Genomic DNA, 14,057 nt, shown 5'->3' with positions numbered 1-14,057 from the left:
CGGTCTGGGAAATCTTTGGCGCCCTGTTGCACGGCGGCCGACTGGTCGTGGTGCCCGAAACCGTGGCGCGGTCACCGGAAGACCTGCACGCATTGCTGGTGGCCGAACAGGTCAGCGTCCTCAGTCAAACCCCGTCGGCGGCCGGCGCCCTCTCACCCGCGGGCCTGGAGTCGGTCGCGCTGGTGGTCGCCGGCGAGGCCTGCCCGGCCGATCTGGTGGACCGCTGGGCTCCCGGCCGGGTGATGATCAACGCCTACGGCCCCACCGAAGCCACGGTCTACGCCGCGATCAGTGCCCCGCTTCAGGCGGGCTCACCGGGCCCAGTGCCGATCGGGTCCCCGGTGCCCGGCGGCGCGGCGTTCGTGCTCGACGAGTGGCTGCGGCCGGTGCCACCCGGCGTGATCGGCGAGCTGTATGTGGCCGGCGCCGGCGTGGCCTGCGGCTACTGGAAGCGGGCCCGCCTGACCGCGTCACGGTTCGTGGCCTGCCCCTTCGGGGCGCCCGGATCGCGCATGTACCGCACCGGCGACCTGGTGCGCTGGCGCGGGGACGGGCAGCTCGACTACCTCGGCCGCGCCGACGAGCAGGTCAAGATCCGCGGCTACCGCATCGAGCTCGGCGAGGTGCGGGCGGCGCTGTCCTGGACCGGCGGCGTCGAGCAGGCCGTCGTCGTCGCCCGCGAGGACCGGCCAGGGGACAAGCGCCTCGTCGGTTACGTCACCGGGACCGCCGACCCGGCCGCGGTGCGTGCCGCGCTGGCCGAAAGGCTGCCGGGCTACATGATTCCCGCCGCCGTCGTCGTCATGCGGGCCCTGCCGCTGACCCCCAACGGCAAGCTGGACACCCGCGCGCTGCCCGCGCCGGAATACTCCGACGCCGACCAATATCGGGCCCCCGACAACGCCGTCGAAGAAATCCTGGCCGGCATCTACGCCCAGGTGCTCGGGCTCGAGCGGGTCGGCGTCGATGACTCGTTCTTCGACCTTGGCGGGGACAGCATTTCGTCGATGCAGGTGGTGACGCGGGCGCGCACCGCCGGCCTGGTGTGCAAGACCCGCGACATCTTCGTCGAGCAGACCGTGGCCCGGCTGGCCCGGGTGGCCGAGGTGGTCGACGCCGACGCCGCGGTGCTCGACGAGGGCGTCGGGCCGGTGCAGGCCACCCCGATCATCCGTTGGCTGCACGGCGTGGAAAGCGTTGGCGGACAAGTCGATCAATTCAACCAGGCCATGCTGGTGCAGGCCCCCGCCGGGGTCACCGAGGCCGACGTGGTCACGGTGCTGCAGGCCCTGCTGGATCGCCACGCGATGCTGCGGCTGCGCGTCGACCGCTCGGGCGTCCAGGGCGCCGGCGAATGGGCGCTGACGGTGCCCGGGGCGGGCTCGGTCGATGCCACCCAGTGCCTGCACGTCGTGGACGAGTTGACCGACGCGGCGGTTATCGAAGCGCGGTCGCGGCTGAACCCGGCCGCCGGCGTGATGCTCAGCGCGCTGTGGGCCAGCGCCACCGGGCAGCTCGTGGTCATCGTCCACCACCTCGCCGTCGACGGTGTTTCCTGGCGGATCCTGTTGCAGGACTTGAACATCGCCTGGGCCCAGCATCACAGCGGGCAGCCGGTCGAACTGCCCGCCGCGGGCACCTCGTTTGCCCGGTGGTCGTCGCAGCTGGCCCGGCATGCGCACCACCCCGACGTCGTCGATCAGGCGGACACCTGGGCGAAGGTGGCGGCGACGCCGCCGGCGCTGCCGGCGCTCCGCCCCGACGCGGACACCTTCGCCACGGCCCGACACCTCGTTACGGAGCTGGACGCCCAGACCACCGGCATGCTGCTCGGCGAGGTTCCGGCGGCGTTCCACGCCGGCGTCCAAGACATCCTCCTGATCGCGTTCGCGTTGGCGTGCGCGGAATTCCGCGGCGGCCGCGCGCCCATCGGCATCGACGTCGAGGGCCACGGCCGGCACGAGGAACTGGGCCGCGACATCGACCTGTCCCACACCGTCGGGTGGTTCACCACGAAATACCCGACGGCTCTCAGCGTGGGCGGCGTCTCCTGGGGGCAGGTCGTCGCAGGCGGGACCGAGCTGGGCGCCGCACTCAAAGACGCCAAGGAACAGCTCCGCGCGCTGCCGGACCCGCTGACCTATGGGCTGCTGCGCTACCTCAACCCCGAGGTCGACCTGGACGGCGCCGAACCACCGATCGGGTTCAACTACCTGGGACGCCAGGGCGGTACGGGCGAGCTCACCGCGGACATGTGGCGGCCCGTGCCGGACGGCGGGTCGGTCACCCGCGCCGCCGCGTCGATAGCCATGCCGCTGATGCACACCCTCGAACTCAACGCGGTCACCGTCGACTCCGCGGAAGGTCCGCGCCTGCACGCCAACTGGACCTGGGCGCCGTCGGCGCTCGACGACGAACAGATCACCCGGCTGAGCCGGCTGTGGTTCGAGGCCCTGGCCGGCATCTGCGCCCACGTGCGCTCCGGCGGCGGCGGATTGACGCCGTCGGACATCGCGCCCGCGCGCCTGAGCCAACAGCAGCTCGATCAGCTTGCGCGCCAACACCATATCGCCGACGTCCTGGCGTTGACCCCGGTCCAGCAGGGGCTGCTGTTCCACGCCAACACCGCACCCGCGACCGACGATCTGTATGCGGGACAGCTGAACATCAGCCTCACCGGCCCGCTCGACCCGAACCGCCTGCGCGACGCGGTGCACACCGTGATCGCCCGGCATCCGAACCTGGTGGCCCGCTTCTGCGACCGGTACGACGAGCCGGTCCAGATCATCCCGGCCGACCCCGCGCCGGCCTGGCGGTACCTCGAGCTGGATGGCACCGACACCGACGAGCAGATTCAGCGCCTCTGCGCCGCCGAACGCGCGGCCGTCTGCGGCGACCTCGCCGAGCAGCCCGCGTTCCGGGTGGCGTTGGTGCGCACCGCATCCGAGCGCTATCGGCTGGTGCTGACCAATCACCACATCGTGCTCGACGGCTGGTCGATGCCGATCCTGCTGGGCGAGATCTTCGCCGGCTACTACGGGCAGCGACTTCCGCCCGCGGCGCCCTACCGCAGCTTCGTCAGCTGGCTGGCCGAACGCGACCTCGACGCCGCCCGCGCGGCCTGGGGCGAGGTGTTCGCCGGCTTCGACACCCCCACCCTGGTCGGCCCCCAGGACCGGGCGGAGCTCGGGCGGCAAAGCGTCGAGACGTTCACGCTGCCCGCCGACCTCACCCAAGCCGTCGGCGACCTGGCGCGGTCGCGCCACACCACCGTCAACACGGTGCTGCAGGCCGCATTCGCGCAACTGCTGTGCGGCCTGACCGGCCAGCGCGATGTCGTCTTCGGCACCACGGTGTCGGGCCGCCCCGCCGAAATCGCCGCCGCGGACACGATGGTGGGCCTGCTGATCAACACCGTGCCAGTGCGGGCGAACATCGGCGCCGCCACCACCACCGCCGATCTGCTGGACCAACTGCAGGGCGCGTACAACCACACGCTCGACCACCAGCACCTGGCGCTCAACGAGATTCACCGCATCACCGGACAGGACACCCTGTTCGACACCCTGTTCGCCTACGAGAACTATCCGATCGACGCCAGCGCGCTGTCGGGCAACCACGAACTCGCCGTCACCGACATCACCAGCAGGGAGTCCACCCACTACCCGTTGACGGTGCAGGCCCAGCCCGGACGCGAGATGCGCCTCCAAGTCGAGTACGACACAGACGTTTTCGACGCGGCACGGATCGCAACGCTGATCGAACGGCTGCGGCGGGTGCTGGCCGTCATGACCAGCGACCCCGCGCGGCGGCTGTCGTCGATCGACGTGCTCGAGCCCGCCGAACACGACCGGCTGGACGCGTGGGGTGACCGGGCGATCCTGACCCGGGCCGGCACGGCGGCGTCCATCCCGGAGTTGTTCGCCGCCCAGGTGGCGCGCACCCCGCGCGCGCCGGCGGTGACGTTCGAGGGCCGGTCGATGACCTACCGCGAACTCGACGAGCGCTCGAACCGGTTGGCGCACTTGCTGGTTGACCGTGGGGTTGGCCCCGGCGAGTCCGTGGCGCTGTTGTTCGGCCGGTCGGCCGACGCGATCGTCGCCATCCTGGCGGTGCTGAAGACCGGCGCGGCCTACCTGCCGATCGACCCGGCCCTGCCGGCGGCGCGCATCGATTTCATGCTCGGCGATACCGCACCCATGGCCGCGCTCACGGTCGCCGCCCTGGCCGACCAGCTCGACGCCCACGACCTGATGGTCATCGACATCCACGACCGCGGCCTGGCCCGCCGGCCCGCCACCGCGCTCCCGGCTCCGGCGCCCGAACACGTCGCGCACATCATCTACACCTCCGGTACCACCGGTGTGCCCAAAGGCGTTGCGGTCAGCCACCACAACGTGACCCGGCTGTTCGACGCGCAGGCCGTCGGCGTCGAGTTGTCGGCGGACCAGGTGTGGACGCAGTTCCATTCGTATGCCTTCGACTTCTCGGTGTGGGAGATCTGGGGTGCGCTGCTGCACGGCGGGCGACTCGTCGTGGTGCCCGATTCGGTGGCCCGCTCGCCGATGGATTTCCACGCCCTGCTGGTCGCCGAGAAGGTCACCGTCTTGAGCCAAACCCCCTCGGCGGTGCGGATGCTGTCGCCGCAGGGATTGGACTCCGCGGCGCTGGTGATCGGCGCGGAGCCCTGCCCACCGGAACTGGTGGACCGCTGGGCGCCCGGGCGGGTGATGGTCAACGTCTACGGCCCAACGGAAGCCACGATCTTCTCGTCGACGAGCACACCGTTGAGTGCGGGGTCGGGTGCACCCCCGATCGGCTCGCCCGTCCCCGGGGCCGCCTTGTTCGTGCTCGACGGGTGGCTGCGCCCGGTGCCGCCCGGCGTGGTCGGCGAGCTGTACGTCGCCGGCCGCGGCGTCGGATACGGGTACGTGCGCCGCGCCGGGTTGACCGCGTCACGGTTCGTGGCCTGCCCGTTCGGCGAGCCGGGATCGCGCATGTATCGCACCGGCGACCTGGTGCGCTGGGGCGACTCCGGATCCGGTGAGGGCCAGCTGCAGTACGTCGGCCGCGCCGACGAGCAGGTCAAGATCCGCGGCTACCGCATCGAGGTCGGCGAGGTGCGCTCGGCGCTGGCCGCGCTCGACGGGGTGGACGAGGCCGTCGTCGTCGCCCGCGAGGACCGGCCCGGCGACAAGCGCCTCGTCGGCTACATCACCGGCACCGCCGACCCGGCCGTCCTGCGCACCCAGCTGGCCGAGCGGTTGCCGACCTACATGATCCCGGCGGCCGTGGTGGCGCTCGAGGCGCTGCCGATGACCGTCAACGGCAAGCTCGACACCCGCGCCCTGCCGGCGCCGGAGTACTCCGCCGCCGGGTACCGCTCGCCGACCACCCCCACCGAGGAGATCCTGGCCGGCATCTACGCCCACGTGCTCGGAGTCGAGCGGGTCGGGGTCGACGACTCCTTCTTCGACCTCGGCGGCGACAGCATCTCGGCGATGCGCGTCATCGCGGCGATCAACAGCGCCATGGACACCGGCGTTCCGGTGCGCGTCATCTTCGAGGCGCCCACCGTCGCCCAGCTGGCGCCGCGCATCGGTGAGGACACGGGCCGGCTGGACCCGCTGGTGGCGGGCGCCCGGCCGGCGGTGATCCCGCTGTCGTTCGCCCAGAGCCGGCTGTGGTTCCTCGACCAGCTGCAGGGACCGTCCCCGGTCTACAACATGGCCGCGGCGCTGCGGATGCACGGGCGGCTCGACGCGCAGGCCCTCGGCGCGGCGCTGGCCGACGTCGTGGCGCGTCACGAGAGCCTGCGGACGGTGTTCGCCGCACCCGAGGGATCACCCCAGCAGGTGGTGATCCCGGCCGAGCGGGCCGATCTCAGCTGGCGGACCGTCGACGCCCGCAGGTGGTCGGCCGGCCGGCTGCGCGACGCCATCGACGTCGCCGCCGCCGAAACGTTCGACCTGGCGACCCAAATCCCGTTGCGCGCTTCGCTTTTCCGCGTCGCCGAGGACGAACACGTGCTGGTGGCCGTGGTGCACCACATCGCCGCGGACGGCTGGTCGCTGCGCCCGCTGGTGCGTGACCTGGGCCTGGCGTACGCCAGCCGGTCTGCCGGGCGGGCCCCCGACTGGGAGCCGCTGCCGGTGCAATACGTCGACTACACCCTGTGGCAGCGCGACCAGTTCGGCGAGCTCGCCGACAGCGGCAGCCGCATCGCCGCGCAGCTCGCCTACTGGCAGGAGGCGCTGGCCGGCATGCCCGAGCGGCTGCAGCTGCCCACCGACCGGCCCTACCCGCAGATCGCCGATCAGCGCGGGGCGGCCGTCGAGGTGGACTGGCCGGCGGACCTGCAGCAGCAGGTCGCCGGGCTGGCCCGCGAGTACAACTCCACCAGCTTCATGGTGGTGCAGGCCGCCCTGGCGGTGCTGCTGTCCAAGATCAGCGCCAGCACCGACGTGGCCGTCGGCTTCCCGATCGCCGGGCGGCGCGACCCCGCGCTCGACGAGCTGGTCGGCTTCTTCGTCAACACCCTGGTGCTCCGCGTCGACCTGGCCGGCGATCCCAGCTTCACCGACCTGCTGGCCCGGGTGCGCACCCGCAGCCTCGAGGCTTTCGAGCACCAAGACGTGCCCTTCGAGGTGCTGGTCGAACGGGTCAACCCGGTGCGCAGCCTGACGCATCACCCGCTGGTGCAGGTGATGCTGGCCTGGCAGAACTTCGCCGGCCAGGACGGCGACCCCGGGGCCGGCCTGGCCCTCGGCGACGTGCGGGTCAGCTCGATCCCGCTGGACACCCAGGTGGCCCGCATGGACCTGGTGTTCTCGCTGGCCGAACGCTGGGCCGAGGGCGACGAGCCCGCCGGGATCGGCGGGCGGGTCGAGTTCCGCACCGACGTGTTCGACGCCGACAGCATCCGGGGGTTGATCGGGCGGCTCGAGCGGGTCCTGACGGCGATGACCGCCGATCCCACCCGCCCGATTTCGTCGGTGGACCTGCTCGACGCGGCTGAGCACGCCCGCCTCGACGCCCTCGGCAACCGCGCGGCCCTGACCGCCCCCGCGACCACGGACGCGTCGGTTCCGGCGCTGTTCGCCGAGCAGGCGGCGCGCACCCCCGACGCGATGGCACTGAGCGACCAGGGCCGCTCGTGGACCTACCGCGAGCTCGATGAGGCCGCCAACCGCGTGGCGCACCGGCTGGCCGGCTTCGGCGTGGGCCCCGGCGAGCGGGTGGCCCTGTTGTTCGGCCGCTCGGCCGACGCGATCATCGCGATCCTGGCGGTGCTCAAGGCCGGCGCCGCGTACCTGCCGATCGACCCCGGGCTGCCGGCCGAGCGGATCGGGTTCATGCTCTCCGACGCCGCGCCGATGGCCGCGATCAGCACCGGCGATCTGGCCGCGCGGCTGCGCGGGCATCACGTCGTCGTCCTCGACATGAACGACCCCGCGATCGACGCCCAGCCCGCCACCGCGCTGCCGGCGCCGAGCGCGGACGACATCGCCTACCTGATCTACACGTCGGGCACCACCGGTGTGCCCAAAGGCGTTGCGGTGAGCCACCGTAACGTCGCCCAGCTCCTGGCATCCGGGGACTCGGGCCTGCCGCGCAGCGGCGTGTGGTCGCAGTGGCACTCGCTGGCCTTCGACGTCTCGGTCTGGGAGATCTTCGGCGCGCTGCTGCATGGCGGGCGGCTCGTGGTCATCCCCGACTCGGTGGTGCGGTCCCCGCAGGACTTCCACGCGCTGCTGGTCGACGAACAGGTCGACGTCATCAGTCAGACGCCGTCGGCGGCGGGCGTCCTGTCGCCCGAGGGGCTCGAATCGGCGACCCTGGTGGTCGCCGGGGAGGCCTGCCCGACGGAGCTGGTGGACCGGTGGGCGCCGGGCCGGGCGATGATCAACGCCTACGGCCCCACGGAGGCGACGGTGTACGCGGCGGTCAGCGCGCCGCTCAAGTCCGGATCGAACGTCGTTCCCATCGGATCCCCGGTGCCCGGCGCGGGCCTGTTCGTACTGGACGAATCCCTGCGCCCGGTGCCGCGAGGCGTCGTCGGGGAGCTCTACGTGGCCGGCGCCGGCGTGGCCTGCGGCTACTGGCGCCGGGCCGGCCTGACGGCGTCGCGGTTTGTGGCCTGCCCCTTCGGGGCGCGCGGATCGCGCATGTATCGGACCGGGGACCTGGTGTGCTGGGGCACTTCAGGATCGGGCGACGGCCAGCTGCAGTACGTCGGCCGCGCCGACGAGCAGGTCAAGATCCGCGGCTACCGCATCGAGCTCGGCGAGGTGCGTTCGGCCCTGGCCGCCCTCGACGGGGTGGACCAGGCCGCCGTCATTGCGCGCGAGGACCGTCCCGGCGACAAGCGCCTGGTCGGCTACGTCACCGGGGGCGCCGACCCGGCCGAGCTCCGCGCCCGGCTGAGCGATCACCTGCCGGCGTACATGGTCCCGGCGGCCGTCGTGTCGCTCGACGCGCTGCCGCTGACCCCCAACGGCAAGCTCGACGCGCGGGCCCTGCCGTCACCCGAATACACCGACGCCGATCGCTATCGCGCGCCCGAGACCCCGGTCGAGGAGACCCTAGCCGGCATCTACGCCCAGGTCCTGGGCGTCGAGCGGGTCGGGGCCGACGACTCCTTCTTCGACCTCGGCGGGGACAGCATCTCCTCGATGCAGGTGGTGACCCGGGCCCGGGCCGCCGGCCTGGCGGTGCGGACCCGCGACATCTTCACCGAGCAGACCGTGGCCCGGCTGGCGCGGGTGGCCGTCGCGGCCGACGGCGGGGACGGCGTGGTCGACGAGGGCACCGGAGCGATCACCGCCACCCCGATCATCCGCTGGCTGCGCAGCCTGGAAAGGGCAGGCGGCCCGGTCGACCAGTTCAACCAGACGATGGTGCTGCAGGCGCCCGCCGGGGTCACCGAGGCCGACGTGGTGACCGTGTTGCAGGCTCTGCTGGATCGGCACGCCATGCTGCGGCTGCGCGTCGACGAGGACGCCGGCGAGTGGTCGCTCCAGGTGCCCGAGCCGGGTTCGGTGGACGCCGCCCAGCGGGTGCTCTCGGTGGACGAACTGTCCGACGCGGCGGTCATCGAGGCGCGATCGCGGCTGAACCCGGCCGCCGGGGTGATGCTCAGCGCGCTCTGGGTCACCCCCACCCGCCGGCTGGTGCTGATCGTTCACCACCTGGCCGTCGACGGGGTCTCCTGGCGCGTCCTGCTGGAAGACCTCAACATCGCCTGGGGCCAGCACCATCACGGGCAGCCGGTGGCGCTGCCCGCGGGCGGCACCTCGTTCGCCCGCTGGGCCGCGCTGCTGGCCGAACACGCGCAGGCGCCCGCGGTCGTCGGACGGGCCGACGCCTGGCGGCGGGTGGCGGCGACCCCGCCCGCGCTGCCGGCCGTGCGCCCCGGCCTGGACACCTACGAGACCGCCGAGAACCTGTCCGTGACGCTGGACGCCGAGACCACCCGCACGCTGCTCGGCGCTGCGCCGGCCGCCTTCCACGCCGGGGTCAACGACATCCTGCTCGTCGGCTTCGCCCTGGCCTGGGCCGAGTTCCTCGGCAACGTGGGGGCCCCGATCGGCATCGACGTCGAGGGCCACGGCCGCCACGAGGACCTGGCCGCCGGCGTGGACCTGTCGCGGACCGTGGGCTGGTTCACCACCAAATACCCGGTGGCCCTCAACGTGGACGGCCTGTCCTGGGCGGACGTCGTGGCCGGCGCGCCGATCCTGGGCGGGCTGCTCAAAGACGCCAAGGAGCAGCTGCGCGCCCTGCCCGACCCGCTGACCTACGGGTTGCTGCGCTACCTCAACGACGACGTCAACCTGGACGGCTCCGACCCGACGATCGGGTTCAACTACCTCGGCCGGCTCGGCGGAGCAGCGGCCGAGCTCACCGACGAGCTGTGGCGGGTCAGCCGGGACGGTTCGTCGGCCACCGCCGCCAGCACCGCGGTGCCCATGCCGCTGATGCACACCGTGGACCTCAACGCCGGCACCATGGACACCGAGGACGGCCCCCAGCTGCACGCCACCTGGACGTGGGCGCCCTCCGCGCTCGACCGCGAGCAGGTGGCCCGGTTGAGCACGCTGTGGTTCGAGGCGCTGGCCGGCATCTGCGCGCACGTGCGCGACGGCGGCGGCGGATTGACCCCGACGGATGTCGTGCCGGCCCGGCTGGACCAGCCGCAGATCGACCAGCTCGAGCGGCGCCACCGGATCGCCGACATCCTGCCGCTGACCCCGTTGCAGGAGGGGCTGCTCTTCCACGCCAACACCACCCGCGGTGACGACCACCTCTACGTGGTCCAGCTGGACCTCAGCCTGGCCGGTCCGATCGAGCGCGACCGGCTGCGCGACGCGATGCACACGGTCATCGGCCGGCACCCGCACCTCGTCGCCCGGTTCTGCGACCAGTTCGACGAGCCGGTGCAGATCATCCCCGCCGACCCGGCGATGGCCTGGCGCTACCTCGAGGTCGCGGCCAACGGATCCGAGCCCGAGGAGCGGATCCAACGCCTGTGCGCGGCCGAACGCGAAGCCGTCTACGACCTGGCCGACGAGCCCGCCGTGCGTGCGGTGCTGATCCGCACGGCGCACAACCGGCACCGGCTGGTGCTCACCATCCATCACATCGTGCTCGACGGCTGGTCGGTCCCGATCCTGCTGAACGAGACGTTCGCCTGCTACACCGGGCAGCGCCTCCCCGCGGCCCCGCCCTACCGCAGGTTCGTGAGCTGGCTGGCCGAGCGCGACCTCGACGCCGCGCGCGCGGCCTGGGCCGGGGTGCTCGCCGGCTTCGACACCCCGACGCTCGTCGGGCCGCCGCAACAGCTCGTGCCCGGCGCCCGCGGCGTCCAGTCGTTCGCGGTCTCCGCCGAGATCACCGCCGCGCTCAGCGAGCTGGCCCGCTCCAGCCGCACCACCGTCAGCACCGTGCTCCACGCCGCGTGGGCGCAGCTGCTGTCGTGGCTGACCGGCCAGCACGACGTCGCCTTCGGCACCACCGTCTCCGGCAGGCCCGCCGAGGTGCCCGGCGCCGACTCGATGGTCGGCCTGATGATCAACACCGTCCCGGTGCGCGCGCGCATCACGGCGGCGACCACGACGGCCGACCTGCTCGCCCAGCTGCAAAGCGCGCACACCGAGACGCTCGATCACCAGCACCTCGCGCTGAGCGAGATCCACCGAATCACCGGTCAGGACAAGCTGTTCGACACCCTGTTCGCCTACGAGAACTACCCGCTGGACACCTCGGCGATGGCCGTCGACCACGAACTGGGCATCACCGACGTCAACATGTTCGAGCGCAACCACTACCCGTTGACGATGCAGGCCGCGCTGTCCGGCGAGGAACTCGGCCTTCGGGTCGAATACGACGCCGACGTCTTCGACGCGCAGACCATCGCGGCGGTGAGCGAGCGGCTCGAGCGGCTGCTGGTCGCGATGACCGCCGATCCGGCCCGGCCGCTCTCGTCGGTGGACCTGCTCGACGCGTCCGAACACGCGCGCCTCGACGAGGTCGGCAACCGGGCGGTCCTGGGCCGGGCGCCACTCGAATTCCCGTCGATTCCGGCGTTGTTCGACGCGCACGTCGCCCGGACGCCGGACGCGGTGGCGGTCCGCTGGGGCGACCTGTCGATGACCTACCGCGGACTCGACGACGCCGCCACCCGGCTGGCGCACCTGCTGACCGGCCATGGCGCGGGCCCGGGACAGGCTGTGGCGCTGCTGTTTTCACGCTCGCCGCAGGCGATCGTCGCGATCCTGGCGGTGCTCAAGACCGGAGCGGCGTACCTGCCGATCGACCCGGCGGCACCCGCCACCCGGATCAGGTTCATGCTCGAGGATTCCGCGCCGGTCGCGGCCGTCACCACCACGGGCCTGCGCTCGCGGCTGGACGGGTGCGACGTCACCGTCATCGACATCGAGGACGCACAGACCGACACCGCAGTGGGCACGCCGTTGCCGGCGCCCCCGCCCGACGGCGTCGCCTACATCATCTACACCTCGGGCACCACCGGAGTCCCCAAAGGCGTTGCGGTGACTCATCGCAACGTGACGCAGCTGCTGGAGACGCTGGACGCGGGCCTGCCGCGCGCCGGCGTGTGGACGCAAAGCCACTCGTACGCGTTCGACGTCTCGGTGTGGGAGATCTTCGGCGCGCTGCTGCGCGGCGGGCGGGTGGTGGTCGTGCCCGAGTCGGTGGCGCGCTCCCCGCACGACTTCCACGATCTGCTGGCCGCCGAACGGGTCAGCGTGCTGACCCAGACCCCGTCCGCGGTGGCGATGCTGTCCCACGAGGGCCTCGACTCGGTGTCGCTGGTGATGGCCGGCGAGGCCTGCCCGCCCGAGGTGGTGGACCGCTGGGCGCCGGGGCGGGTGATGGTCAACGCCTACGGCCCGACCGAGACGACGATGTGCGTGGCGATCAGCGCGCCCCTGACGGCGGGATCCGGGACGCCACCGATCGGTTCGCCGGTGGACGGCGCGGCGCTGTTCGTGCTCGACGCGTGGTTGCGTCCGGTGCCCGCGGGCGTCGTGGGGGAGCTGTACGTCGCCGGTGACGGGGTCGCCGCGGGATATGTCGGCCGGTCCGGGCTGACCGCGTCGCGGTTCGTGGCCTGCCCGTTCGGGGCGCCCGGGTCGCGCATGTATCGCACCGGGGACCTGGTGTGCTGGGGAACGGACGGGCAGCTGCAATACCTGGGCCGCGCCGACGAGCAGGTCAAGATCCGCGGCTACCGCATCGAGCTCGGCGAAGTCCAGACCGCGCTGGCCGCGCTGGATGACGTCGACCAGGCGGTGGTGATCGCCCGCGAGGACCGCGCCGGCGACAAACGCCTGGTGGGTTACATCACCGGAACCGCCGACCCCGGCGAGGCGCGCACCGCGCTGGCCCAACGCCTGCCGGGCTACATGGTGCCCGCGGCCGTGGTCGGGCTCGACGCGATGCCGTTGACACCCAACGGCAAACTCGATGCCCGCGCCCTGCCCGCGCCGGAGTACACCGGCAGCGGGTACCGGGCCCCGTCGAGCGCCCTCGAGGAGGCGCTGGCCGCGGCCTACGCCCACGTGCTCGGCGTGGAGCGGGTCGGGGTCGACGACTCGTTCTTCGACCTGGGCGGCGACAGCATCTCCGCGATGCGCCTGATCGCCGCGATCAACACCGGGCTGGGCGCCGAGCTGCCGGTGCGGACGTTGTTCGACGCGCCCACGGTGAGGGCGCTGAGTCAGCGACTGCGCACGCCCGCGACGGACGCCGAAGAGCTGGTCCCGGTGCAGACCCTGAAGCAGGGGGCCGGCGGTGTTCCGCTGTTCTGCGTGCATCCCGCCGGCGGGGTGAGCTGGCCGTATCAGGTTCTCGGAAACCACCTCGACTGCCCGATCGTCGGGATTCAGCAGCTCCCGCGCAACGGCGACGCGGGCCCGCGGTCGATCCGGGCGATGGCGCAGACCTACGCCGACCGGATCCAGGACGCCTATCCCGGCGGGCCCTACAACATTTTGGGCTGGTCGTTCGGTGGGGTCGTGGCGCACGAGATCGCCATCGAGCTGCAGCGGCGCGGATGCGAGATCGGGTGCCTGATCCTGCTCGACGCCCAACCCAACCTCGACGGAGGCGCCGCCCTGGGCGAGCACGCCCTGGGCGAGCAGCGGGTGCTCGAAGAAGTGTTGCGGGCCAACGACATTGGCCGTGGCGATGAAGACGGACAGGCCGAAGAAGGCCGGCCGCGCAGCAAACCGCTCTTCGAGCTGCTGCTGGGGAACCTCGACGACAACATCGAGCTCTATCGCCGCCACGAGCCCGGGCGCTTCGAGGGGGAGGTCACCGTGTTTTCCGCGGCCCGCGACGGCGGCGATCGCGGCGCGCAGCTGTCGCGATCGTGGGCGCCCTACGCGTCCGGCGACATCCGGGTGCACCCGATCGACTGCACGCACCACGAGATGCTGACCGCCGAATCGGTCGCGATGTACGGCGAACGACTCCGCCACCTTCTCCGCGCGGCGGTGCGAGCCACCTCACACTCGCGCCGATCGCGGTGA

General features: G+C 72.3%; 1 protein-coding gene (cut by a window edge). It reads left to right on the top strand.

The features are described from left to right. A protein-coding gene (locus tag AC0KTM_RS11795) for a non-ribosomal peptide synthase/polyketide synthase (protein WP_472415574.1) crosses the window boundary here: on the top strand, nt 1–14,057 show its 3' portion. The gene continues 17,248 nt to the left of window position 1, outside the view; 14,057 of the gene's 31,305 nt are visible here — the last part of the coding sequence; its start codon lies beyond the left edge, outside the window; it ends in the stop codon at nt 14,055–14,057.

Source organism: Mycobacterium sp. NTMscope_Eco_3 (assembly GCF_976985685.1).
The sequence above is the reverse complement of the archived record's forward strand: the minus strand, read 5'-3'. Positions and strand labels throughout refer to the sequence as shown.